We start from the raw sequence: 24,375 nt of genomic DNA on the forward strand, positions 1-24,375 counted from the left end.
GGATGATGCTGCCACGTCGAAAGCGCAAAAAGTCTAGCGAGTGACCTTGACTTCTGCCTTAGCGCCTTCCTGAGCCTCCAAGCCCTGTTCCTCCGCGATGCGGTTGGCGTACTCGATGAGCGTTTCGACGATCTTGGATTCCGGCACGGTCTCTACGACCTCACCCTTGACGAAGATCTGGCCTTTGCCGTTGCCGGATGCCACGCCGAGGTCAGCGTCGCGGGCCTCGCCTGGGCCATTGACTACGCAGCCCATGACGGCAACGCGCAGTGGAAATTCCAGACCGTCGAGACCAGCGGTGACTTCCTCTGCCAACGTGAACACATCGACCTGCGCGCGGCCACACGATGGGCAGGAGACGATTTCCAGTTTGCGTTCGCGAAGGTTCAGCGACTGAAGGATCTGATCGCCCACCTTGATTTCCTCGACTGGGTCGGCGGAGAGGGAGACGCGAATAGTGTCTCCGATGCCCTCGGACAACAACGCGCCAAACGCCACGGAGGACTTGATGGTGCCCATGAATTTCGGGCCCGCCTCGGTCACGCCCAAGTGGAGTGGGTAGTCGGTCTTCGCCGCTAATTGGCGGTACGCCTCAACCATCAAAACCGGATCGGAGTGCTTTACCGAGATCGCAATGTCGCCGAAGCCGTGCTCTTCGAACAATCCGGCCTCCCAGATTGCGGATTCGACGAGAGCTTCAGGGGTCGCTTTGCCGTACTTTTCTAGCAAACGCTTATCCAAGGAGCCACCGTTGACACCAATACGGATCGGAATGCCTGCATCGCCGGCAGCCTTGGCTACTTCCTTGACGCGCCCGTCGAACTCCTTGATATTGCCTGGGTTCACGCGAACTGCCGCGCAGCCAGCTTCGATCGCAGAGAAAATGTACTTCGGCTGAAAGTGAATGTCGGCGATCACTGGGATCGGAGACTTCTTCGCAATCGCTGGCAGCGCTTCCGCGTCGACGGTTTTCGGGCACGCCACGCGCACGATGTCGCAACCGGCGGTAGCCAGCTGCGCAATCTGCTGCAAGGTGGAGTTAATGTCGTGAGTCTTCGTGGTTGTCATCGACTGCACGGACACCGGGTGGTCGGAGCCAACGCCTACATCACCAACAAAAAGTTGGCGGGTCTTCCGCCGTGGAGCAAGGGTTGGGGCCGGGCCTTCTGGCAGTCCGAGACCGATTGGTGACGTCATTTTTCTCCTCAACGTGACAAAACGCGACTTGCGGATGGTCACACAATCCTAGCACTAACCAAAAAGCCGGATCGGGTTCACCACATCGGCGACAATGACAATCACACCAATGGTGAGCAAGATCGTCGCCATCGTCATTGTCAGTGGCATGAGCTTGTCATAGTTCACCGGCGCACCTGCTGGTTTGCCGCGCAGGCGACGGAAGAAGTCGCGCATCTTCTCGTACAACACCACCGCGATATGCCCGCCATCTAGCGGAGGAAGCGGAATGATGTTGAACAGGGCCAAGAAGAAATTCAGCTGCGCAAGAAGCATCCAGAACACTGGCCAGAGGGACCGTTCCACCAATTCTCCGCCGGTGCGCGAGGCACCGACGACGCTCATCGGGCCCTCCATGTCGCGCTCAGCACCAAAAATAGACGCGACCACACCTGGGATCTTCGACGGGAACTTGATCAATCCCTCTACGGTCGCTTCCAACGTCATACCGGTGAATTTCGCAGTGGCTGGCACCGCCTCAAGCGGCCCAAAAGTTTTCACTGCATCGACAACCGGCGCGTTCGCCAGTCCGACTGCTCCCGCATCCACCATCTCCCCTCGCGGGTTCATGCGCTTGACGGGATCGACGGTGACGGTGAAAGTGTGCTGCTGTCCACCACGTTCGACCAGAATCTCGACATCTTCGCCTGGCCGGGTGAAAACATAGTCGCGCAGGTCCATGAACGTTTCCATTTCATGGCCGTCGATTGCGAGCAACCGGTCTCCCACCTTGATTCCGGCCTTGCCTGCAGGGCCGATACCGGTACAGTCGTCGATCGTTTCAGCATCGATCTGGTCAGATGTACAGGCGACCTCGCCTACCGTCGGGGTGCGATCAGCGTAGGGATTCGGGATGCCAGATGACACGGCAATGAAGTACAGGATGACGAACCCAAGCAGCATGTTCATCAGCACTCCACCCGAGAGTACGATGATGCGCTGCCACCACGGCTTGTTCACCATCGCATGTGGCGCTTCCTCAGGAGTCAGCGGTTCCTGCGCCGTCATTCCCGCGATGTCACAGAACCCACCCAGCGGCAGCGCCGCGACACCGTATTCGGTATGGCCTTTCTTCGTCGACCACAGCGTCGGACCGAAGCCGATGAAATATCGGCGCACGCGCATCCCGAAACTTCTAGCCGCGAGCAAGTGCCCCAACTCATGCAGCGCAATGGTGGCCGCGATGCCTAAGGCAAAAAGAAAGACACCGATAAAATATGAACCCAACAGTGGGGCTCCTCCCTAACGCTTGGCTGCCAACTCGTCGATCAACGCATTGGCCCGCGCACGTGCGGTGGCCTCAACGCTCACAACATCATTGAGCGTTGTCGCCGGTAGCGCAAAATCTCGGGCATTATCGACGACCTCCCCCACCACATCCACGATCTGCGGAAACCGGATTCGACCAGCAAGGAACGCCGCTGCCGCTTCTTCGTTTGCGGCGTTGTACACAGCGGGGAAAGTTCCGCCCTTGGCTGCGACGTCGCGGGCGAGCTGAACTGCCGGGAAGGCTTCGTCGTCAAGCGGCTCGAAACGCCAGTCATGCGCCTGCGCGAAATCGAGGGCGGGCTGCGCGTCGGCTACGCGGTTTGGCCAGGCCAGTGCGTGGCTGATCGGCAGCTTCATGCTGGGCGGAGAGGCCTGCGCAATCGTGCAGCCGTCGACGAAGGTGACCGCCGAGTGGATGATGGACTGCGGGTGCACGGTGACGTCGATAAGGTCCGGTGCGATATTAAATAGCAAGGTCGCTTCGATGAGCTCCAGACCTTTGTTCACCATTGTCGCAGAGTTCAGGGTGTTCATTTGGCCCATCGACCACGTTGGGTGCGCCGCTGCTTGCTCGGGGGTAACGTCCCACATTTCTTCGCGAGTCCATCCACGAAACGGCCCGCCCGAAGCGGTCAGCACAAATCGCGCCACCTCGTTGGAAGTGCCAGAGCGCAAACACTGAGCCATTGCCGAGTGTTCCGAGTCCACGGGGACGATCTGCCCGGGCTTCGCCTTTCCGGTAACCAGGGTCCCGCCCGCCACCAACGACTCCTTGTTGGCTAAGGCCAGGGTCGCGCCGGTTTCAAGGGTAGCCAGTGTCGCTGCGAGGCCCAATGATCCGACCAGCGCGTTAAGCACGGTGTCTGCAGGTTGCTTTTCGACGAGTCGCTGCGCCGCATCCTCACCCGCGATGACGTTCCCGCCCAGTCGCGTTCCGATCTGGGTGGCGGCATCCTCGTTTGAGATCGCCACCTGATCAGGGCGCAAGGCCAAAGCATTCGCTTGTTCGACGACCAAGTCGGGGTTGGACCCTGCCGCGGCGATACCCACGACTTCAAACTGGGTCGGATTAGCCTGGATCACCTCGATGGCCTGTGTACCGATCGAGCCTGTTGAACCTAGAATCACAATCGTTTTGCGCGTGCTCACCCGACCCATTGTGGCACTTTGCCCGCATCCAGCGAAAGTATGAAACATTTAGGGGGTGACAACTCACGGCCGAGCTACAAGTTGTGCGAAGATAGCGTTCAGGTATTAACGCATGTCGTATGCTTGTTTCACAAGACTGCGAAGACGCTGCGAAGACTAAGGAGATAAAGGCATGGCTACTTCCCATGAGAAGACATACGAGGTTTACAACGGTGTGTCTGAGGAGGATGTTCCTTCCGCTAAGTGGGGCTGGTCCGAGTTCAGCCCAAAGACCATCCAGATCGCCGGCTGGATTTCCGTTGCATTCCTGGTTGCTTACCACTTCGGTAACCACCAAGGCCACGTTGAAACAATCTGGCTCGTCGCATTTGCAGCATTCATCGCAATCGGCCTGATCTTTTTCGCACTGCGCCCAGAGCTACCACAGGTTCGCACCATTACCGCGCACAACCAAGCGGAAGGCCACCAGGAGCCAGACTGGGCTTACGACCAGAAGACCATGTCCGGTGCATACACCAACCTCACCGACTCCCAGCTTCGCGCACTGAACATCGAGCCATCCCGCGTCGCGCACCTGCGCGAGATCGAAGAGAACTAAGCCTCTTCTCGAGTTCACACTCACCCGCCACACGGAATGCTCCGCGTGGCGGGTTTTTCGTTGCCGATTGCGGGGCTCACGCTTCACAGACGACCATTCAGGCGAGTTTCAATCGTCGTTGCCAATACTGTCAGCGTGATTCGCAGAGCTGCAAAACTATGTGACCCAGTGCCCTACTTTGGCGTAGATCTCGGGCATGTTGTTGGAGATTCGTCGTGAAGCAAGCGCAAAGACGCCAACGTATACCGCGAGAGGAATGACGATCACCACGACGGCACCCAGCCACATCACCCACGTTTGCCCGCTGAAATAACCGTTGGCCATCAAACCTGCGCCGGGCGCAGCTGGGATCCAGCAGGTGAGCAAGGCGCCAAAAGCAGAGAGATAGGCTCCAGCGGAATTGCCTGACTTATCTGCCCACGGGTTCGTGCCAGGCGGCGACGTTGGAAACGGGTTAAAGGCCGAGAACAACACAGCGATTGCACCGGAGCCCAATGCCATACCGAAGCTGCCCAGCGCAAAAAGCGTGGCGACGAGCTTATCGTCGTAAAGACTAATCATCGCAACGCAGTAGAGAATCAATACGACCCACGAAACCGTGATCGAAGCAAGATGACGGGCCACGATCCATGTCCGCCCCGACACACCTGCAAGAATTTGGGCTGCGTTGCCCGGACCGTCGAAGCCCAAATCATTGGAACTGATCATGGCGACGAAGACGGCAAGGAATAACGCGCCTGGCAGCGTCACGGATGGCTCGAAGAAAAAACTCTGTGCGATAAGGCCGATGGCGAAAAGCGGCAGGATAATAAGGTTGCCCAGGAGGCGCGAGTCTCGTCGCAAGTAGCGCAACGCCCGTGAGTAAATCATCGTGCCCTGGCCGTACTTTAGACCAGGCATGAGCAGCGGAAACTCTCCGGTGTGTTGTTTCTTCTTTTTCTTGGGATCCTCGGCGCCGCGGCGGTCCAAGGGTGCCACCAGTTCGCGGACTGTGAGTCGATGCCACAACCACGCACCGGCAACGACGGTAACTACTGCGATAAGCAACTGGAGGATTGCAGCAAGCCAGTGCCCGTACATGGCGCTGCCCAGCGCGCCAGGTGCCGCGGCAAGCGGAGTCCAGGCCGCGTACTTGCCGATGCTTTCTAGCGGCAGGGTGCCAAAAGAGCTAGTGATCTGTGTGTAGCCGAAGATGGCGGCGATCCCCACGACCATCGACAGCACATTGGACAGCTCTTGACTTTTCCGGGTGGTGCCCCGATTCGCCGACGTGACAAGTTCACCGAGCAGCAAAGTCGTGACGAAGGCGAGTAGCAACATGGGGATCGACACGATGGCGGCTGCCGTTTTTCCCTGAGCAGTAAAGAGCCACACCGTAGCGATCATCGTCACTGTAGTCGACAGGATCGCGGCGATGCCTCGGCTAGTGAAAACAGAAGCCCATCCCATAGCAGGCAAGACGTCTTTGGTTGTCACAGGCTGCGAGGCAAGCTGGGCGGGACTGATCTGGTTTTCCCCGTTGGGAAACACGATGGCTGCGATGGCAAAAGCACCGGTACCGAGCGCGCACGCGCCAGCAAGGGCGTACCAGTCTTGGTGATCAATTGTTGCGTAAGAAAAGGTCCCAATGATCGCCAGGAGTCCAGCTAGGGTGTACAAGATGATCACTACTGCAATCATCATGATCGACGGGTTGGTCTTGACGTTGCGCCACCATAGGGTGCGGTGAAGTTTGAGTAGAAGGCGTGTCAACGTTGCTCGCCTCGCAGCCAATCCAGCGAGCCTTCGGCAAGTGCCGCGCCGCCGACGAATTCGACAAACGCGTCGTCGAGAGTACGCCCTTGAGCAACCTCATCGACGTGCCCCGCGGTGAGAACGACGCCTTCCTTGATGATGGCCACGTGATCGCACAGTCCCTCCACCAAATTCATCACGTGGGAGGACAGCACGACGGTGCCCCCCGCGGTCGCGTACGCGCGCAGAATCGATTGGATCAAACGCCCGGACACAGGATCGACGGCTTCGAGGGGTTCGTCAAGCACGAGCAGCTCAGGGTTGTGCAGCAGTGCGCCGGCCAGCAGGATCTTCTTGGTCATGCCCGCGGAGTAATCGACGATGTACTTGTCCCCCGCGTCCGACAGCCCGAGCGCGTGAAGCAACTCAGTGCTGCGGCTTTGGACCACATCGGGATCCATGCGGCGCAGGCCGCCCAAGTATGCGAGGTATTCCGCGCCGGAGAGCCTGTCAAAAACGGTGGCGCCGTCGGCCAGTAGTCCGAGTGATCGCTTCGCCTCGACTGGCTCGGCCCACATGTCATGGCCTGCGATCCAGGCTTTGCCCTCGGTTGGACGCGCAAGGCCACACGCCATGGTGATCATCGTGGTCTTACCCGCGCCGTTGGGGCCAACGATGCCGTAGATCGAACCGCGCGGCACATCAAGTGACATGCGGTTAACAGCAACGTGGCTACCGAACACCTTTGTTAGCCCGCGCACCGCCAAAGCTTGGGTGGTGGGGTCCGGATCGAGCGGGGGTTGCACTGGCACAAGTTGCGTCATACCAAAGAAATTACACGCTAATTCTGCCCTGCGCAGTGGTTTAGTGATCCGCCTTTTCATCAGCGGCGAGCTGCCCGCACGCTGCTGCGATCTCTTGGCCCTTAGTGTCGCGCACGGTACATGTCACGCCCTGGGCGATCACGCGCCGCACAAATTCGTCTTGACGCGCACGCGGCGAAGCGTCCCACTTCGAGCCCGGGGTTGGGTTCAGTGGAATCAAGTTCACGTGCACCTTCGGCCCCAAGGCGTCGTGGAGCTTTTGACCCAGCATGTCGGCGCGGAAGTCTTGATCGTTGATGTCTCGGATCAAGGCGTATTCGATCGATACGCGACGAGAGGTCTGGTCGGCGTAATAGCGCGCAGCGTCTAGAACATCGGCCACGGAAAACCTGTTGTTGATCGGCACCAAGGTATCGCGCAACTCGTCGTCCGGTGTGTGCAGGGAAACAGCAAGGGTGCAGGACAGGCCTTCGTCGGCAAGCTTGCGGATCGCGGGAGCCAAGCCCACGGTGGACACGGTAATGTTGCGCTGGGAAATGCCAAAGCCGTCCGGTGAGGGCTGCGTGATCTGGCGCACCGCGGAAACCACGCGGTTGTAGTTGGCCAGCGGTTCACCCATGCCCATGAACACAATATTGGATAAGCGCGACCCTTCGGCCTCCATCATCGCGGCAGCGGCTCGAACTTGATCAACGATTTCCGCGGTGGACAGGTTGCGATCCAGCCCGCCTTGGCCGGTAGCGCAGAACGGACACGCCATGCCGCAACCAGCCTGGGACGAAATGCACAAAGTGGCGCGATCGGTGTAGCGCATCAAAACCGATTCGAGCAGGATGCCATCGTGCAGCCGCCACAGGGTTTTGGTGGTATCACCTTCGTCGGTCTCGACAGTGCGCACAGGGGTGAGCAGTTGAGGGAAGAGAGCATCCTTGACTAATTCGCGCTGAGCAGCCGGAAGGTCCGTCATCGTTGACGGGTCGGCTTCGAAACGACCGTAGTAGTGGCGTGCGATCTGGTCCGCGCGGAACTTCGGCAGGCCGAGCTCCTTCAGCGCCTCGATTCGCTCCTCTTTGTTCAGGTCGGCGAAGTGCTTCGGGGGCATACCGCGCTTGGGCGCGAGCAATTGGATTTTTGGAAATTCACTCATGACAAGCTCCATCTTTGCACGTCGTCGTGGTCGTAATCGAATCGTTGTCGGAAATGTACAGCGAACGAGTATCCAAAATGACACACAATTGGAAACTCAGTTTATGATTAGCTTTATGACACGCGAATACCCTTCGGCAGACACGCCTGATTACCCAGATAACACTGAGTCATTGGATACCACTGCGCCAGCCCAGCCTACCAGCGAGTTCGATGCTGACTACCCGGCTCCAGCATCCGTGCCGGCAGTACAAGAGGCCCCGGTTGAACATGACGAACCTTCAAAGCGCGAGCAGAAGAAGGCTGCCAAGGAAGCAGCAAAGGTGAAGAGCTCCTTCGCTGGCGGTACCTGGGCCGCGCTGATCATCGGTGCAATCCTGTTGATCGTGCTGATCGTATTCATCCTGCAGAATCCAGACAACGTAGAGGTCAACCTCTTCGCGTGGACATGGGAATTCCCCGCAGGCATCGCGTACCTGCTCTCCGCGATCATCGGTGCGCTCATCATGGCGCTAGTGGGTGGCTGGCGCATGTTTGAACTGCGTCGCCAGGTGAAAAAGGCAGCAAAGTTCGCTTCGCACTAACCCCGAGCAACACATAGATGCGCGGACGCACGAAGGGAATCGTCGCTAAGCGTCCGCGTATTTTTATGCCCCGACCAGGCTCAAGAGCAACCAGGTGACGGCGGCTGCGGGGAGCATGCCGTCGAGTCGATCCATGATTCCGCCGTGGCCCGGCAGCAAGTGCGACATGTCTTTGATGCCGAGCTCGCGTTTGAACTGGCTCTCAACCAGATCACCGAGGGTTGCGCAAACGACCAGGGTGAGTCCAAGGATGACGCCCAGCCACCACTCATGTTGCAACAGGAACTGCAGGCACAGCGCACCGGTGATGATGCCGAAGAGCGCAGAGCCGCCGAAACCTTCCCAGGATTTCTTCGGACTTACAGCTGGCGCCATCGGATGCGACCCAAACATCACGCCTGCAAAATAGCCTCCGGTATCCGAGGCCACCACACACAACATGAATGTCAGGATGAACAGCGACCCCGAAACGTCCCACGTGGACAACAGCGAAATCATCGCGGCGAAAGCACCGAACAATGGAATCCAGGCGAGAACGAAAACGCCCACCGCTGTGTCGCGGAGGTAATTCTTCGGAGCAGTCGCGGCGCCCAAGTGGAACAACCTGCCGAACATCAGCAGCAGCACGCCGATGGTGAAAACAAACAAGAGCCCCTCGGTGCCATATGGCCACGACACCCACACCATCGCCTGACCGATCAGAAGCAACACGGTACGGGGAACAACGTAGCCTTTCTCCCGCAAACGCGTGAGCACTTCCCACATCGCCACGCCGATCGCGGCAGCCACGAGTGGGTACCAGCCGCGCGGACCAGTGATCAGCGCGCCGATCACCAACAGTGCCAAGAAAACGCCGACACCAATGGCCTGCGGCAGGTTGCGCCCCGCCGAGTTCTTTGGCTTCGGCATCTCTAGGTGCAGCGACGATTCCAGACGCTTGTGCGACCGTTCTTGTTCTTTATTCACCGTGGTGGGAGTTTCTCCTTGGGGAACACGGAAGGTCTTTAGACCTCCATCAGCTCTGCTTCCTTAATGGCTACGACTTCGTCGATCGCGTTGACGTACTTCTGGGTCACCTTGTCCAGTTCCTTCTCCGCTGCCTGAACTTCGTCCTCGCCAGCGTCGCCGTCCTTCTGAATCTTCTTCAGCGCTTCCATGCCGTGACGACGAATGTTGCGGATCGCAATCTTGCCGTCTTCGCCCTTCGCCTTCGCCAGCTTGACCATGTCGCGACGACGATCCTCGGTAAGTTGTGGGATGGTAACGCGCAATACCTGGCCATCGTTGGTTGGGTTCACGCCGAGATCGGAGTTGCGGATCGCGTTCTCGATTTCACCGATGGTCGACATATCGAACGGCTTAATCAAAAGCATGCGTGGCTCTGGAACGGTGACGGTAGCCATCTGGTTCACAGGAGTTGGCTGGCCGTAAAAGTCTGCGACCACGCCGTTGAACATCGCTGGGTTAGCGCGACCGGTACGGATCGTCACCAGATCCTCACGGGTGTGCTCCACCGAGTTGGTCATACGTTCTTCTGCGTCGAGCAGTACTTCATCAATCATGATTGGCCCTTCGTTCGATGAAAAGTGGTAGTGAGAAAGAAAACTCTGTTCTTAATTTAGCAGCGGAAGCTACTGCACTAGCCTACCTGTTCCGATCAGGAACTCCGCCTTCAACGCAGGGGCGGTCCTGCATCGTGTGTGACCTACGCCGTAGTAGTCTTCCCGTATGGTTCATCCCGCATTCAGCTACCTCGATCCTGCCGTGCAGCCCGGAACCACTGGTCGCCTTGCCGGTTGGGTGATTCCTGCGAAGGATCTCCACGACGTTGCCGGCTTACCGACGACGCTGGGCTCCCCTGATCGCGCCTATCTAGCCGAAGAAACACACGAGTTTGTGCAGGGCTATATCGACCAAGGAGCGGTGGTCAACGCCAAGACCGTCACTTCAGAGCTCGGTGCCACGATTTACACCGAGCACCCTGACGTGCCTGCTTTGGAATCGCCGGCCTACCCGGGGTGTACACCAGGAGGTTCGTCCTCGGGGGCGGCAGTTGCGGTGGCCGCGGGGTTGGCACGTGCTGCGCACGGTTCCGATGCGGGTGGCTCGCTGCGCGTTCCAGCCGCTGCGTGCGAGGTTGTGGGATTCAAACCCCAAGCCCCTGGGTTTTCAGCACACGGGTATATGACCAACGATGTGGCTGACCAGGCCTTCTTACACGACATCAGCCCCATCTTGCCGCAGCACCTTCGGGTGGGTGTGCTAACTAAGCCCCTGTTTGCGCAAACACGCATTGCCGACGACCGCATCGCGCAGATCCGTCGCGTCGCCGAAGCGCTTGGCCCGTATTGCGATGTGGTGGAGGTGGAACCTTTTGCTCAGGCCAAAGAAACCTTCCAACATTTTCGCCATCGCTTCTACGCACACTACGCGGACTTGGAGCACACCGCCGGGTACTTGGAATGGGTCAAGGAGCAGGGCCAGTACGTTTCTCAGGCGCAGCTTCAGGCTGCCGAGGTGCACTTTGCGATGCTGCCAAAGATACTCGCTGCCGAGTGGGATATAGACGTATTGCTCTCCCCCACCATCGCGTACGACCCGCCGGCTGTGGGCTATTTCTCTAGCCTTGAGCACGAGGTCATCTTCGACGAGCAGACCAAGTGGTCGCCGTGGTGTTCCCTATTCAATGCCACCGGTGGCCCGGCGATCGCACTCGGTGGGGTGCATCTTGGCGGGATCACCTTAGAAAACGCGGAGCTTCTCGGCGTCGCGGTGCTCGTCGAGAAGCTCCTGAGCTAGTTCTGGTCTAAGTTCTGGTCTAGGACTGCACTAGGACTGTTCTAGGACTGCACTAGGGTACCGATTTGTTCGCCTGCGACAGCGCGCTTGATGTTGCCCTCGGTGAGCAGGTTGAAGACCAGGATCGGCATGTTGTTGTCCATGCACAGGGAGAACGCGGTGGCGTCGGCAACTTTGAGGCCCTGTTCGATGACCTCGCGCGGGGTGATCTCGGTGTAGAGCTCCGCATCAGGGTTGGTGCGTGGGTCGTCGGAGTAAACACCGTCGACGGCCTTTGCCATCAGCAGCACTTCACAACCGATTTCCAGTGCGCGCTGGGCTGCGGTGGTGTCGGTGGAGAAGTACGGCATGCCCATACCAGCGCCGAAGATGACTACGCGCCCCTTTTCCAAGTGGCGGGCGGCGCGCAGTGGCAAGTATGGCTCGGCGATCTGCGCCATGTTGATGGAGGTCTGCACGCGGGTGTCTACGCCGCGCTGCTGGAGGAAGTCCTGCAGAGCCAAGCAGTTCATCACGGTGCCGAGCATGCCCATGTAGTCACTGCGTGCGCGGTCCATGCCACGCTGTTGTAGCTCAGCTCCGCGGAAGAAGTTGCCGCCACCGATCACGACGGCTACTTCGGCGCCCGATTCTGCTACCTCTGCGATCTGGGCAGCAACGTTTTCGACGACATCTGGGTCGATTCCGACTTTGCCGCCACCGAACATTTCACCGCCCAACTTCAGCATCACTCGCTTGTATCCCTTGCGCTGTGGTGTGGTGGTGTCGGTCACTGCAGGAAGCTCCTTTGGAAGTGCGGATCGGTTACCCAAAAACTGTCCTTTAGCCTACCTGGCAAGTGCACGGAGGGTGAAGACCCGCTGGTCCGGGCGATGGGCGTGTCGGTGGGTTCGAGGTGTCGTCGTCAAGCAAAAGCAAAACCCCAGCTCGGAGGATTCCGAACTGGGGTGAATGCTAGAGCAATTTACTGCTGGCCAACCTCGTAGCGAACGAAGCTGGTGATCTCCAGACCGTTCTCCTCAGCGAATGCCTTGGTGGTCTTCTTGGAGTCTGCCAGGGATGGCTGCTCAAGAAGGACGATGTCCTTGAAGAATGCGCCGACGCGACCCTCGACGATCTTTGCGATGGCAGCCTCTGGCTTGCCCTCGTTGCGGGTGATCTCTTCCTGAACTGCGCGCTCCTTCTCAACGACGTCCGCTGGGACCTCGTCGCGGGTGAGGAAGCGGGCCTTCATTGCAGCGATCTGCAGTGCAACCTGGTGAGCAGCCTCTGCGGCCTTCTCGCCCTCGCCGTTGTATGCAACCATGACGCCGACTGCTGGTGGCAGGTCAGCGGAACGCTGGTGCAGGTAAACCTCGATGTTGTCGCCCTCGAGGGTGGTTGCGCGACGAAGCTCGAGCTTCTCGCCGATCTTTGCGGACAGCTGCGCCAGTACCTCAGAGGCTGGGGTGCCGTTGACGTCTGCTGCTGCAAGCTCCTCCGGGGAGTTTGCCTTGACAGCTGCTGCTGCGTCAGCGACCTGAGCTGCGATGTCCTTGAACTCCTGGTTCTTAGCCACGAAGTCAGTCTCGGAGTTAACCTCGATCATGGTGTTGCCGGAAACAGCAACAAGGCCCTCGAGAGCGTTACGCTCTGCGCGCTTGCCCACGTCCTTAGCACCCTGGACGCGAAGGACCTCAACGGCCTTCTCGAAGTCGCCACCGGTTTCTTCCAGTGCCTTCTTGCAATCCATCATGCCGGAGCCGGTCATCTCGCGGAGCTTCTTAACATCAGCAGCGGTGTAGTTCGCCATCAGGGCGATCCTCCTCGTTGTAGAACGAAAATCGTTTAGGTGATCTGTAAAAAGACTAGTCGACATCCCTAGCTCAGGCATGTCGAAACGACGACACCCCCGGCGCTTCCCGGAAGCGCCCAATCGTGAAATTGTGGGCGCCCGAGGGACGCTGGGGGTGGAAACCGTCGCAATTACGCGCTATGTGCGTAGAGCTTAAGCGTCCTTGGACTCTTCGGTCTCAGGTGCCTCGGTAGCTGGGGTAGCTGGGGTAGCTGGGGTAGCTTCAGCTGCTGCCTCTGCAGGAGCATCTGCTGCCGGTGCCTCAGAAGCTGCTGCCTCTGCTGCCTCAGCGTCTTGAGCTGCCTTTTCCTCGGTGTCGCCTGCTGCTTCACGAGCTGCTGCAAGCTGACGCTCTTCGCGAGCCTGCTTACCAGCAATGACTGCCTCGCCAATGACCTTGGAGAGCAGCTTGGTGGAGCGGATCGCGTCGTCGTTACCAGGGATTGGGAAGTCAACAACGTCTGGGTCACAGTTGGTGTCCAGGACAGCAACAACTGGGATGCGCAGCTTGTGAGCCTCGGAAACAGCGATGTGTTCCTTGTTGGTATCGATGATCCACAGAGCGGAAGGAATCTTGGTCATGTCAGCGATGCCGCCAAGAACGCGCTCGAGCTTGGTGCGCTCGCGGTTCAGCATGAGGATTTCCTTCTTGCCGCGACCTGCGTAGCCGTCTTCGGCTGCGTCCATTGCCTGAAGTTCCTTCATGCGGTGGAGACGCTTGGACACGGTGGTGAAGTTGGTGAGCATGCCGCCGAGCCAACGGTGGTTGACGTAAGGCATTCCAACGCGCTCAGCTTCTTCCTGAACAGCTTCCTGTGCCTGCTTCTTAGTGCCGACGAACAAGATGGTGCCACCGTGAGCGACGGTCTCCTTGACGAACTCGTAAGCCTCGTCAATGTAGGTCAGCGTCTGCTGCAGGTCGATGATGTAGATGCCGTTGCGGTCGGTGAAGATGAAGCGACGCATCTTCGGGTTCCAGCGACGAGTCTGGTGACCAAAGTGGACACCAGCGTCGAGGAGTTCGCGCATGGTTACAACTGCCATGGGAAACTCTCCTTCGGAGTAAAGTTAGTTCGGTTACTTGATCAATTGCACGGGTTTTTATCCCGAGCCCTAGCGACGAGCCACACAAACACCCGCACGCTGTAAAGTCACAGCTTGAGGGACCGTTGTTTATGCTGGCAGCCAGGCAGTTGCCTGGTGATTCGCCGCGCGTAGTCAGCGCGTTAGATCCGAAGCAATCCGGAAACAGACACACTGCTAGCAAGAATCATAGACCCTTGGGGGCTTTTCGGCCAAACGAAACGCGAGCGTTATCCACAGGGAGGAGTTTCTCCACAGGAATGTGTCGTCGTCGCAGCACACCACCGGGAAACGCGTGACGATGTGAGTATGAAAAGGCTCGTGGTTCTGCTGTGTTTATTGTGCCCTCCCCTCCTGGTGGGTTATGTCGATCCGTCCACCGGTCTGCCACACGCCACACAGGTGCTGCGCGGCGCGGACATCCCTGAGAAGAAATGGCTGCCCGGGCATCGGGGCGTGGACTTAGCGCTCGAGGTGGGTGCGGAGGTTGTAGCTAGCGACGACGGGATCGTCGCCTTTGCAGGCCGGGTCGCTGGCACGCCTGTGGTGTCGATCGATCACGCAGATGGGATTCGCACGACCTACCAGCCCGTGCACGCCGTGGTTGCGCAGGGTGATGAGGTTGCGGTAGGTCAGGTCGTCGGCAAGCTTGCTCATCCTGTCGATGGTCATCCGGGTTTGCACTGGGGTGCGCGGACGGGGCCGGATGAGTATCTCAATCCGCTGACGTTGCTGGATCGGCCGGTAATTCGGCTCAAGCCCTTGGATGGGCCTGCTGATACACGGCTTTGAGGCGCTGCGCGGAGACGTGGGTGTAGATCTGGGTGGTCTGAAGCGATGAGTGGCCCAGGAGTTCTTGTACCACGCGAAGGTCAGCACCACCTTCGAGCATGTGGGTGGCGGCGGTGTGGCGCAGGCCGTGCGGGGTGAGGTCGGTAGCACCTGTGGTTTTCCCGGCGCGCTCCACAACGCGGCGGACTTGGCGCTGATCGATGCGCGCACCGCGTACACCGACGAAAAGCGCAGCGGTGTCGGTGGCGAGTTCTGCGCGCCCTTGGTCGATCCACCGGGTAAGCGCATCGGCCGCTTTCTTGCCGAAGGGAACGATGCGTTGCTTGTTTCCCTTTCCTGTGACGCGGGCTTGCATGCGTTTGAGGTCGAGGTCCGAGAGGTTTAGTCCAGTCAGTTCGGCGACGCGGATGCCTGTGGCATAGAGCAGCTCAAGCATGGCGAGGTCACGCTGGGATTCGGCGGTGGAGAGCTCCGCCTCTTCCGGGGTCGTGCCGTCTTGCGGGGTGCCTGCCTGGTTGCCGCCTGCGGAGACGAGGTCGGCGGCTTTGTCCGGGTTGAGCACGTGCGGCAGGGGCCGGGTGATCTTGGGGGTGACTAGGCGGGCGGCCACGTCTGATTCAAGGTAGCCGTGGTTGTAGGCCCAGGTGGAAAAGGCGCGCGCGGAGGCGGTGCGGCGTGCGATGGTGGTGCGGGCGAGGCCTTGCTGTACTGCGTCGGCAAGCCAGGAGCGCAGGGTCACAATGCTGAAGGAGCGAAACGTGGGAGCGAATTCCTCTAGGGTTGCCAGGTCGGATTGGTAGCCGCGCACGGTGGCGTCGGATCGACCTTTAACCAGGCGGAGGTAGTCGGCGAAGTCTGCAATTGCTTCGCCGACTTGGGTGGCCTCTCCCCTTTTATCACTCATGCCACATGAGTATACTCCTGCCTCTGCTAGATCATGCGCGCCCAATGTTCGCCGTCGCGAGTGACCACGTTGCGCTTGACCAGATCCACCAACAGGTGCACGGTAAGCGCCGTGGTCAGTCCCGCCTTCTCTGCGACCTCGGTGCAGGTGATGCCCTTGTCTCCGAGGGGATTGAGCGCGTCGTACACGCGTAGCTCATTGCGCGAGAGAGCCTGAACCTGGCTCGGCGCGTATTCCAGTTCGAGCTGATTCTCCACGTCCACTGTGCCGATACTGCAGAGGTACTGATGCACGTCTCGCACATCGGTGACCGGCATTGCTTCATTCCTCTTAATCAGCTGGTTGCACCCATCCGACTGACCAAGCCCCTGGATCGGGCCCGGCATCGCCATGGGCAATCGTCCAAAATCATTCACTCGGGTCATTGTGTTTAACGCGCCCGAGCGATACGGTGCCTCCACGACCACGGTGCCAGGCGTAAGCGCTGCGATGAGCCGGTTGCGCTCTAAAAACCGCCACCGATAAGACTGGCTGCCCGGGCTGTACTCAGACACGAGCGCGCCACCGCGTTGGGTGATCGTCGAAAAGAGCTCTTTGTTTCGCAAAGGATAAATCCACCCGGGCCCACCGGCCATGATCGCAACGGTGGGAAGCTGATGCTCCAACGCCGCTCGGTGCGCCACAGTGTCAATACCCAGCGCACCACCGGAAACCACCGTGTAATTGTGACGGGCAAGTTCCGCACAGAGTGTGGCGGTGGCTTTGCGTCCATAATCGGTTGCGTTGCGCGTCCCGACGATCCCGACGGACTGTGCCACAAGGGTCCTCAGATCCTGATTACCACTCACCCACAGGCCATGTGGCTTAGTCAGTTCTTTTGTGCTTGCCGACGACACACTGTCTGACACCGAGAGGAAGTCAAAGGACCCGTCGATCTCCTCGGCCGGCCACTCCGGGCTATCGGGGTGAATCAGGGCAAAGCCTGCAAGCGAAGCCTTGTCCAGCATCTCGTGCGGGTTGAGATTCCGGGTGTGTTCGGTATCGCCTAACAATCCCCCGAGCCAGCTGGCACGGGTGCGCAGTCCGCGTGCGATCTCGTCTGCGTCGCGTCCCGCGCGGAACAACGCTTGGAGGTGAGGCGATGGGCCGTCGATAACGGTGCGCAGATACGCCCACGAATCGAAGGTGCTCATGCTGCGCTCCTCACTCCGGTGGTGTCGCGCAGATCAATCGCCTGAGCTACGTGATCCAAGGTGGGTTGCGTCGCTCCTGCGAGATCGCACAGGGTCCAGGCGAGTTTGATGGCGCGATCGACACCACGCTGGGAGATGTCCCCGCAGGCCAGGTATGCGCCGAGCAACGCCATGCCTGCCTCGTCCGCGGGATAGTCGCGACGCAACACCGACGGGGAAATGGCGGCGTTGGTGGTGGCTTGCACCCCGGCGCGCGACCAGCGATGCTCGGCGCGATCGCGGGCGGCGGCGACCCGTGCTGCGATGACGGAGGACGGTTCCGAGTGCGCGGTAGACAACACCGCGTTGGCGTTGGTCACTTCCACGGAGATATCGATGCGATCACGCAGTGGGCCCGAAATGTTGTTCAAATACGTGGCGCGCTGCCGCGAAGAACAGGTACACGCCAGAGGGTCGTCGGTGCCACAGCGACAGGGGTTGGCTGCCATGACCAATTGGAATTGCGCGGGAAAAACCACTTCACGACGAGGCCTGGCCAATCGCACCTGTCCTTCCTCTAAGGGAATTCGCAGGCTGTCGATGACGCTGGCGGAGACTTCAGAGACTTCATCAAGGAAAAGCACACCGTGGTGTGCCATGCTGATCGCGCCGGGGCGGGCGGACCCCGGGCCACCGCCGATTAGCGCTGCGCGTGTGACACCTGGATGCGGAGAAATCAACGGTGCGTGTGTGATCACCTTGGTGGCGGAGTTGCTGACCACCGAATGTACCGCCGTGGCTTCCACCATTTGTTCTGATGACAAAGGAGGAAGGATACTCGGGATGCGCTGCGCCAACATGGACTTGCCCGAGCCAGGCGGGCCGACCATGAACAAGTGGTGGGCACCTGCAGCTGCGATTTCGACGATGCGTTTGGTGTCATCCTGGCCTGCGATATCGGCAAAGTCGAGGTCTTCACGCGGCGCGGAATCAGACTTCCCGACGTCCACTGCGCGATCAAGCTCGCGCATATCTTGTGCCCATTCCCACACCTGGGCCAAGGTGTCGGCGACGAGGATATTGCGCTCGCCGAGCAAGGCGGCTTCTGCGGCATTGGCGCGTGGGATCACCACGTGTCGAATTCCCTCGTGCCGGGCCGCGATCAGCATGGGGAGCACCCCTCCGACGGCGCGAAGCTGACCGTCGAGGCCAAGTTCGCCGGCTACCAGCGTTGTGCGCATCCGGTGCGCCACAGCAGGATGGGTACAGCTTAGGACTGCGAGAGCGATGGGAAGGTCGAAGTGCGAGCCGGTCTTCGGGACATCAGCTGGCGAGAGCGACACCATGATCTTGGTTCGAGGCCACGGTAGGCCGGTGTTCGTGGTGGCGGTGCGGATGCGATCGCGGGATTCGCGCACGGTGGCGTCGCCAAGCCCGACGACGAAGATTCCTGGCAGACCAGGTCCCACGTTGGATTCCACCGTGACAAGGTGCGCGCTTACGCCCTCAACGGTTGCGGTGAAAGTGCTAGCAAGCGCCATGGTCAACCCCCTGGAATGCCTCGACGGAAAACCCTCTGCCGACCACGTTGAGTGCCAAGACATCGAAGCGGACGGGCGAATAGGGGTGGTCAAGAAGCCAGCGTGCGGCTGCACGGCGCATGCGTTGAAGTTTGGAGTAAGTGACAGACTCCGCGTTGCCAAAGCCTAGGCCCGAGCGGGTCTTGACCTCAACAAAGACGATGGTGCCGTCGGGTTCGCGGACGATGAGGTCAAGTTCCCCCACCGGGTAGTACACGTTGCGCGCGAGCACTTCGGCACCGCGGGCGAGATAAAAGTCGGCGGCGGCATTCTCACCGCGACGCGCCAGAGAAAGGTGGTCAGTCGATGTGGACACAGGTAATCATTCCCCCCGGAAGTAGACAAAGTGTTGGTCCACTTCCCAGGATGACCGGGAATGAGAGGTTTCGCGCGGGAGGTCGTCGAAAAGCAACAAAACCTGTGGAAAACAACATTTCTATCCACAGGTACTTGCTTGGTAAAGCTATTCGGGGATGATCATCTCCGGTTTGTCCAGCTCTTCGATGTTGACGTCTTTGTAGGTGATCACGCGGACGTAGCGCACGAACCGGACAGCACGGTACATATCCCACACCCAAGCATCGGACATTCGGACTTCGTAGTAGACGTCCTTGCCTTCGGTGTGCGGGATCAGCTCGACGGCGTTGGCTAGGTAGAAGCGGCGATCCGTCTCAACCACGTAGGAGAACTGGCTGACCACATCGCGGTATTCCCGGTACAGCGATAGTTCAACTTCAGCTTCATAGTTGTCCAGCTCTTCGGCACTCATGGTTGGTTGGTACTCCTTCGAAATTCAGCGTCGGCAGCAGCCACGTTGGCATAAGTGTAGCGATGCAACTGGCTTGCACCGTGGCGGCGCACCGCATCCATGTGCGCCTTCGTGCCGTAGCCCTTGTGTCGTTCGAGTTCGTACTGCGGGTAGTCCCGGGCCAATTCGGTGATCAGGCGGTCGCGGCTTACTTTGGCCACAATGCTGGCCGCGGCGATGCAGCGGGCGGTGTAGTCCCCACCGATAATCGGCAACTGGGGAGCGGGAAGGCCGGGGACTTTAAACGCGTCGACGAGGACATAGCCTGGGCGTACGTCGAGGGCCGCGATGGCTTTGCGGGCCCCGTCGAGGTTGGCGGTGTGGATGCCGCGGGCGTCGATAAGCTTGGCTGAGATATGCACGACGCTGAAGCTGACTGCTTTTTCCAGCACCACGTCGAAGAGGGCTTCACGACGACGCGCGGTGAGCTTCTTCGAATCAGTCAGGCCCTTAAGCTCGGGGATGGGGCGATCTGGGAGGATGCACGCGGCGACGGTCACGGGGCCGAAACAGGCACCGCGGCCAGCCTCGTCTATGCCTGCGACGGGGCCAAGTCCGGCGCGAGACAATGCAACCTCGTAGGTGCGCAGCTGTTTGAGCCGGCGCACGCTACTCCTGGATGGCTGGGTCGTCCACGCCGCCGATGCGGCTGACAGGCAAAATGACTGCCTGGACTTTGCCGCGCAGGTTCTCCTCGGGGATGGTGCCCTGGTGTGGGTCGCCAAGGTGGTAGCGAGAGTCGAGCGAGTTCGTGCGGTTGTCGCCCATCATGAAGTAGTGGTTTTCCGGGACGGTGATTGGACCGAAAAACTCGCCGCCGCATGCGTCGGAGCCGGTTGCCGAATTCACCGGGTACGTCGGTGGATTCAAAATATAGGACTGATCGATAGGCTTGTCGTCGACCATGATGGCGGGGTCGCCTTCCTGGCACGACACGGTCTGTCCACCGGTAGCGACGATGCGCTTGACCAGGTTGTTCTCATCTGGGGCGACAAGGCCCACGTAGGAGCCGAGTTCTTGGACGCCGCGCACGAACGTGTTCTGGGAGCGCTGGGAGACAAAGCCCTGGTTCCACGAGTCGGTGCCTTCGAAAACGACGACATCGCCAGCCTTGGGCTCGCCGAGCCCGTAGGAGATCTTTTCAACGAAGATGCGATCGCCGGTGCAGCCCTCGCAGCCGTGCAGCGTAGGTTCCATCGATGCGGAGGGAATCAGGTACACGCGGCCGATGAAGGTTTGCATGAGGAAAATCAAACCCAACGTCATCAAGATGACAACGGGGATTTCGATGTACCACGGGGTGGTACGGCCTTCCTCGTCACCCTCGTCGGAGTTTTGGTCCAGATCCTGATCGAGATCAAGGTCCTGGCCAGAGGTGTCCGCTGAATCAGTTGAATTCGTCACGAAGAGCGAGTTTAGCAGGGTTGACGCGTGCCCCTAGCACGGCGTGGCTGGGTGGCGCCTGGGAATCGTCGAAAAGCAAACACCCCCGTACCCAAATCGGGACGGGGGTGAAAGGAGCGCTGGATTAGCGGCGTTCCTTAATACGTGCAGCCTTACCGCGCAGGTCGCGCATGTAGTAGAGCTTCGCACGGCGGACGCGGCCGCGACGTGCAACCTCGATCTTCTCGATGTTTGGAGAGTGAACCGGGAAGGTACGCTCCACGCCGATGCCGAAGGAGATCTTACGAACGGTGAAGGTCTCGCGGATGCCAGCGCCCTGACGACGCAGGACAACACCCTTGAACAGCTGGGTACGGGTGGTGGAACCCTCGATAACCTTAACGTGAACGTCGAGGGTATCGCCTGGGCGGAAATCTGGGACGTCGTCGCGCAGCTGCGCCGCGTCGATCTTATCGATGATGCCGTTGCTCATGTAAGCAATCCTTTTCAATTCTGGACAGAGGACCCTGGCGGCTTCTCCCCTTCTGGGGCGCTCGACCGGTTCGTGTCAGCTACAAGTTCATGCGCGCGTCACTTTAGGCAACACGCAACTAACGCAGTGTGCCACATCAGGTGGCGTTTTCCCAAATCGATAGGTGTTCGGATGCGCCTTCTGCAAAAGCGTCTGGAAAACCAGACGGGTTTGCAAAAGGTGTCGCGGGGCACCTTCTGCACCTATTGCCCGAAACCTGCTTTGCGCAGCGCGTCCGCCATCGAGCCGCTTTCTGCTTGGCGACGATTCCCCTGCTTCTTCTTGCCAGCCTGCTTCTTAGGCGCACTGCCACCGCGTTGCGGTTTGTTGGTGGCGCCGGGCTCGTCGTCAAGGCGAAGGCTCAGCCCGATGCGCTGGCGCTCGGTGTCAACCTCCATGACCTTGACTTTGACTACCTGGCCGGAGCGCACAACTTCGTGGGGATCCTTGACGAACTGGTGGCTCATCGCGGAGACATGCACGAGGCCGTCTTGGTGCACGCCGACATCCACGAAAGCGCCGAACGCGGCAACATTGGTGACGGTGCCCTCCAGAATCATGCCCGGAGTCAAGTCGGAGACCTTGTTCACACCCTCTTTGAATGTGGCGGTCTTGAACTCGGGGCGTGGGTCGCGGCCGGGTTTGTCCAGCTCGGCGATGATATCGGTCACGGTGGGCACGCCGAAGGTGTCGTCGGCGAAGTCGGAGGGCGCAAGCTTCTCCAAAACGCGGGTGTTGCCGATGAGCTGATCAACGGCGAACCCCGTCGTCGCGGCGATTCGCTCCACCACGGGGTAGGCCTCGGGGTGCACCGCGGAGGCGTCAAGTGGATGGTCACCGCCATTGATGCGCAGGAAACCAGCGCACTGCTCGAAGGCCTTCGGGCCGAGGCGAGGCACCTTTCCCAGCTGCTTTCGGTTGGCGAAGCTGCCGTGTTCGTCGCGGTAGGCCACGATGTTCTTCGCCAGCGTGTTGGAGATGCCCGCCACGCGCTCCAGCAGCGGCACCGAGGCGGTGTTTAAGTCCACACCCACGGCGTTCACGGCGTCTTCGACCACGTCGTCCAGGGTTTTCGCGAGTGCGGTCTGGTTCACGTCGTGCTGGTACTGGCCGACACCGATGGACTTCGGATCCACCTTGACCAGCTCGGCGAGTGGGTCCTGGAGTCGGCGCGCGATAGAGACGGCTGAGCGCAGGGAGACGTCCATGTCCGGGAACTCCTTGGCAGCGATTTCGCTGGCCGAGTACACCGAAGCACCCGATTCGCTGACGACCACGGGCGTTGGTCGCGCCCCACCGGCCGGGGCAATCAGATCAGCTACCTCACCGGCGAGCTTCTCCGACTCACGCGAGGCCGTGCCGTTTCCGATGGCGATGAGCTCCACGCCGTGTGTTGCCACGAGGGTGGCCAGCTCGCTGACGGCCTGCTGCCACTGGTTTTTTGGCTGATGCGGGTAGACGATGGTGGTGGCCAAAACCTTGCCGGTGCTGTCCACGACCGCGCACTTGACACCGTTGCGGTATCCCGGATCAAGCGCCAAGGTCGCACGCTGACCGGCCGGAGCAGCCAAGAGCACGTCGCGCAGGTTGGTGGCGAAGATGTCTAGGGCGCCCTCTTCGGCCTTCTCCTTCAGGCGCATGCGGGTATCCAGACCCGAGGAAACCAGCAGTTTGGTCCGCCAGCCCCAGCGCACAGCCTGGGCAAGCCACGACGATGCCTTCGTGTCCAAGTTGAAGCGCTGGGCAATCATGGCTTCGTAGGTGGAGTCGTCGCCCGGGTCAAGGTCAAGAGTGAGCATGCCTTCCTTTTCACCACGCAGAAGCGCAAGGATGCGGTGCGAGGGAAGCGTCGTGAAGTCCTCGTTGAAGTCGAAGTAGTCCTTGAACTTCGCGCCTTCGTGTTCTTTACCTTCCACCACGGAAGCGCGCATGGTGCCTGCCTTGTACATGGTTTCGCGCACCTCACCGACGAGGTCGGCGTCAAGCGCGAAGCGGTCGATGAGGATGGCGCGGGCGCCGTCCAACACGGCCTTAGTGTCGGTGAACCCTTCCGTGATGTGGCGCTCGGCGAGTTGCTCGGGTGCCGCGGTGGGGTCGTCGATAAGAGCATCGGTGAGTGACTCGATGCCGGCCTCGCGCGCGATATCGGCCTTGGTCTTGCGGCGCTTTTTGAAGGGCAAGTAGAGGTCCTCGAGGCGGGCCTTGGTGTCAGTGGCCATGATCTGCGCGCGCAGCTCGTCGGTGAGTTTGCCCTGCTCATCGATGGCTTCAAGGATGGCTTCCTTGCGCTCGGCGAGTTCTACCAGGTAGGTGTTGCGCTCGTCGATGTGGCGCAGTTGTGCGTCGTCGAGGCCGCCGGTGGCTTCTTTGCGGTAGCGCGAGATGAACGGGACGGTGTTACCTTCGGCAAGCAAGGTCAGCGCGGCCGCAACCTGCGATTCCTTGATGCCGAGCTCTTCTGCGATCGTGCGGGCAATAAATGTCATTCATGCGATTCTAGCGGATAGCACTACAAAAACCATTGTGCTAGTTGTAATAGTTGTGCTAGTTTAGGAAGTGAACGGCACTACAGAAAGGACTCATCATGGGCGGCTACATCTCACTGACACTCGGCTTGGCTATTGTCACCGTCGTGGCATTTCTCATGGCTTCGGCCAGCAAGCGCGGAACATTGGACCGCAACGGCGCCATCGGTCTGCGTACCCGGAATACGCTGAAATCGGATCAGGCTTGGCACGCAGGCCACCAGGCGGCCGCGCCTTACCTGCTTGCGGCAGGCATCGTTGGAACCGTGGGGGTCATCTTCGCTGCCGCCTTCCCTATCGTTGGAGTCGCCGATGCTGCTGAGCCCGCATCGCTGCTTATCCCCGGTATTGCACTAGCGATACAGGTCTCTGTCTTGCTGTGGTCCACGCGCGTGGCTGATCGTGCCACGCTAGATGCATAGC

General features: G+C 59.8%; 25 protein-coding genes. 5 read left to right on the plus strand and 20 right to left on the minus strand.

Annotated features, from left to right (window positions below):
• Nucleotides 1–33 precede the first annotated feature (33 nt).
• Genes ispG through dxr form a run of 3 tightly spaced genes read right to left on the minus strand, consistent with a single transcriptional unit; the run spans nucleotide 34 to nucleotide 3,654 of the window.
• The gene (gene ispG / locus QP027_RS06920; RefSeq protein WP_284823556.1) at nucleotides 34–1,197 is read right to left on the minus strand and encodes a flavodoxin-dependent (E)-4-hydroxy-3-methylbut-2-enyl-diphosphate synthase; all 1,164 of its coding nucleotides are present in this window, start codon (nucleotides 1,195–1,197) and stop codon (nucleotides 34–36) included.
• 54 nt (nucleotides 1,198–1,251) lie between these two features.
• The gene (locus QP027_RS06925; protein WP_284823557.1) at nucleotides 1,252–2,463 is read right to left on the minus strand and encodes a M50 family metallopeptidase; all 1,212 of its coding nucleotides are present in this window, start codon (nucleotides 2,461–2,463) and stop codon (nucleotides 1,252–1,254) included.
• 15 nt (nucleotides 2,464–2,478) lie between these two features.
• A complete protein-coding gene (dxr, locus tag QP027_RS06930; protein ID WP_432418583.1) occupies nucleotides 2,479–3,654 on the minus strand; it encodes a 1-deoxy-D-xylulose-5-phosphate reductoisomerase in 1,176 nt (391 codons plus the stop codon).
• Between the two features lie 172 nt (nucleotides 3,655–3,826).
• On the opposite strand from dxr, the gene QP027_RS06935 reads away from it, so the two are divergent.
• Complete coding sequence (locus QP027_RS06935; protein WP_284823560.1) at nucleotides 3,827–4,252, plus strand: DUF2631 domain-containing protein; 426 nt, start codon at nucleotides 3,827–3,829, stop codon at nucleotides 4,250–4,252.
• 156 nt (nucleotides 4,253–4,408) lie between these two features.
• Here QP027_RS06935 and QP027_RS06940 read toward each other — a convergent pair whose 3' ends face one another.
• The 3 genes from QP027_RS06940 to rlmN are packed head-to-tail and all read right to left on the minus strand — an operon-like array spanning nucleotide 4,409 to nucleotide 7,957.
• Entirely contained in the window at nucleotides 4,409–6,004 is a 1,596-nt protein-coding gene (locus QP027_RS06940; RefSeq protein WP_284823563.1) for a hypothetical protein, read from the minus strand.
• Nucleotides 6,001–6,810: an ABC transporter ATP-binding protein gene (locus tag QP027_RS06945; RefSeq protein ID WP_284823565.1), complete on the minus strand. Its 810-nt coding sequence runs from the start codon at nucleotides 6,808–6,810 to the stop codon at nucleotides 6,001–6,003. Before QP027_RS06945 ends, QP027_RS06940 begins: the two co-directional genes overlap by 4 nt.
• 40 nt (nucleotides 6,811–6,850) lie before the next feature.
• The gene (rlmN, locus tag QP027_RS06950; protein ID WP_284823566.1) at nucleotides 6,851–7,957 is read right to left on the minus strand and encodes a dual-specificity RNA methyltransferase RlmN; all 1,107 of its coding nucleotides are present in this window, start codon (nucleotides 7,955–7,957) and stop codon (nucleotides 6,851–6,853) included.
• A gap of 115 nt (nucleotides 7,958–8,072) precedes the next feature.
• On the opposite strand from rlmN, the gene QP027_RS06955 reads away from it, so the two are divergent.
• Nucleotides 8,073–8,540 carry a LapA family protein gene (locus QP027_RS06955; RefSeq protein ID WP_284823568.1) on the plus strand — a complete coding sequence of 156 codons (468 nt, stop codon included), beginning with the start codon at nucleotides 8,073–8,075 and terminating at the stop codon, nucleotides 8,538–8,540.
• Between the two features lie 63 nt (nucleotides 8,541–8,603).
• Here the strand turns inward: QP027_RS06955 and QP027_RS06960 are convergent, their stop codons facing one another.
• Nucleotides 8,604–9,449: a phosphatidate cytidylyltransferase gene (locus QP027_RS06960; RefSeq protein ID WP_284826971.1), complete on the minus strand. Its 846-nt coding sequence runs from the start codon at nucleotides 9,447–9,449 to the stop codon at nucleotides 8,604–8,606.
• Nucleotides 9,450–9,544: 95 nt separating this feature from the next.
• Entirely contained in the window at nucleotides 9,545–10,102 is a 558-nt protein-coding gene (gene frr, locus QP027_RS06965) for a ribosome recycling factor (RefSeq protein ID WP_284823570.1), read from the minus strand.
• Between the two features lie 166 nt (nucleotides 10,103–10,268).
• On the opposite strand from frr, the gene QP027_RS06970 reads away from it, so the two are divergent.
• A complete protein-coding gene (locus QP027_RS06970) occupies nucleotides 10,269–11,339 on the plus strand; it encodes an amidase family protein (RefSeq protein ID WP_284823572.1) in 1,071 nt (356 codons plus the stop codon).
• Nucleotides 11,340–11,380: 41 nt separating this feature from the next.
• Here QP027_RS06970 and pyrH read toward each other — a convergent pair whose 3' ends face one another.
• The 3 genes from pyrH to rpsB all read right to left on the minus strand — a co-directional run bounded on the left by pyrH (nucleotide 11,381) and on the right by rpsB (nucleotide 14,217).
• Nucleotides 11,381–12,067 carry a UMP kinase gene (gene pyrH / locus QP027_RS06975; RefSeq protein ID WP_432418624.1) on the minus strand — a complete coding sequence of 229 codons (687 nt, stop codon included), beginning with the start codon at nucleotides 12,065–12,067 and terminating at the stop codon, nucleotides 11,381–11,383.
• A gap of 236 nt (nucleotides 12,068–12,303) precedes the next feature.
• Complete coding sequence (gene tsf / locus QP027_RS06980) at nucleotides 12,304–13,131, minus strand: translation elongation factor Ts (protein ID WP_284823576.1); 828 nt, start codon at nucleotides 13,129–13,131, stop codon at nucleotides 12,304–12,306.
• A 195-nt stretch (nucleotides 13,132–13,326) separates the two neighbouring features.
• Nucleotides 13,327–14,217, minus strand: coding sequence for a 30S ribosomal protein S2 (gene rpsB, locus QP027_RS06985; RefSeq protein WP_284823578.1), 891 nt, complete (start codon nucleotides 14,215–14,217; stop codon nucleotides 13,327–13,329).
• A gap of 348 nt (nucleotides 14,218–14,565) precedes the next feature.
• Here rpsB and QP027_RS06990 point away from each other — a divergent pair, with 348 nt between their 5' ends.
• Complete coding sequence (locus tag QP027_RS06990) at nucleotides 14,566–15,048, plus strand: M23 family metallopeptidase (protein WP_284823580.1); 483 nt, start codon at nucleotides 14,566–14,568, stop codon at nucleotides 15,046–15,048.
• Here the strand turns inward: QP027_RS06990 and QP027_RS06995 are convergent.
• The 9 genes from QP027_RS06995 to QP027_RS07035 all read right to left on the minus strand — a co-directional run bounded on the left by QP027_RS06995 (nucleotide 15,011) and on the right by QP027_RS07035 (nucleotide 23,913).
• Nucleotides 15,011–15,952, minus strand: a complete 942-nt coding sequence (locus tag QP027_RS06995; RefSeq protein WP_284823582.1) for a tyrosine recombinase XerC — start codon at nucleotides 15,950–15,952, stop codon at nucleotides 15,011–15,013. The two genes, QP027_RS06990 and QP027_RS06995, sit on opposite strands and share 38 nt — an antisense overlap.
• A 26-nt stretch (nucleotides 15,953–15,978) precedes the next feature.
• Nucleotides 15,979–17,145: a DNA-processing protein DprA gene (locus QP027_RS07000; RefSeq protein WP_284823584.1), complete on the minus strand. Its 1,167-nt coding sequence runs from the start codon at nucleotides 17,143–17,145 to the stop codon at nucleotides 15,979–15,981.
• Nucleotides 17,142–18,665 (minus strand): YifB family Mg chelatase-like AAA ATPase, encoded by a 1,524-nt coding sequence (locus QP027_RS07005; protein WP_284823586.1) that lies wholly within the window; start codon nucleotides 18,663–18,665, stop codon nucleotides 17,142–17,144. Before QP027_RS07005 ends, QP027_RS07000 begins: the two co-directional genes overlap by 4 nt.
• Entirely contained in the window at nucleotides 18,652–19,020 is a 369-nt protein-coding gene (locus QP027_RS07010) for a YraN family protein (protein ID WP_284823588.1), read from the minus strand. The genes QP027_RS07005 and QP027_RS07010 overlap by 14 nt, the downstream gene beginning before the upstream one ends.
• Before the next feature lie 147 nt (nucleotides 19,021–19,167).
• Nucleotides 19,168–19,473 carry a DUF2469 domain-containing protein gene (locus tag QP027_RS07015; RefSeq protein ID WP_284823590.1) on the minus strand — a complete coding sequence of 102 codons (306 nt, stop codon included), beginning with the start codon at nucleotides 19,471–19,473 and terminating at the stop codon, nucleotides 19,168–19,170.
• The gene (locus QP027_RS07020) at nucleotides 19,470–20,120 is read right to left on the minus strand and encodes a ribonuclease HII (RefSeq protein WP_284823592.1); all 651 of its coding nucleotides are present in this window, start codon (nucleotides 20,118–20,120) and stop codon (nucleotides 19,470–19,472) included. The genes QP027_RS07015 and QP027_RS07020 overlap by 4 nt, the downstream gene beginning before the upstream one ends.
• A 1-nt stretch (nucleotide 20,121) precedes the next feature.
• Complete coding sequence (gene lepB / locus QP027_RS07025; protein WP_432418584.1) at nucleotides 20,122–20,916, minus strand: signal peptidase I; 795 nt, start codon at nucleotides 20,914–20,916, stop codon at nucleotides 20,122–20,124.
• A 124-nt stretch (nucleotides 20,917–21,040) separates the two neighbouring features.
• Nucleotides 21,041–21,388, minus strand: a complete 348-nt coding sequence (gene rplS / locus QP027_RS07030; protein WP_284823594.1) for a 50S ribosomal protein L19 — start codon at nucleotides 21,386–21,388, stop codon at nucleotides 21,041–21,043.
• Between the two features lie 242 nt (nucleotides 21,389–21,630).
• The gene (locus QP027_RS07035; protein WP_284823596.1) at nucleotides 21,631–23,913 is read right to left on the minus strand and encodes a Tex family protein; all 2,283 of its coding nucleotides are present in this window, start codon (nucleotides 23,911–23,913) and stop codon (nucleotides 21,631–21,633) included.
• A gap of 98 nt (nucleotides 23,914–24,011) precedes the next feature.
• On the opposite strand from QP027_RS07035, the gene QP027_RS07040 reads away from it, so the two are divergent.
• The gene (locus tag QP027_RS07040; RefSeq protein WP_284823598.1) at nucleotides 24,012–24,374 is read left to right on the plus strand and encodes an SdpI family protein; all 363 of its coding nucleotides are present in this window, start codon (nucleotides 24,012–24,014) and stop codon (nucleotides 24,372–24,374) included.
• Nucleotide 24,375: the final 1 nt, after the last annotated feature.

Source organism: Corynebacterium breve, assembly GCF_030252165.1.
Classification (GTDB): Bacteria; Actinomycetota; Actinomycetes; order Mycobacteriales; family Mycobacteriaceae; genus Corynebacterium; species Corynebacterium breve.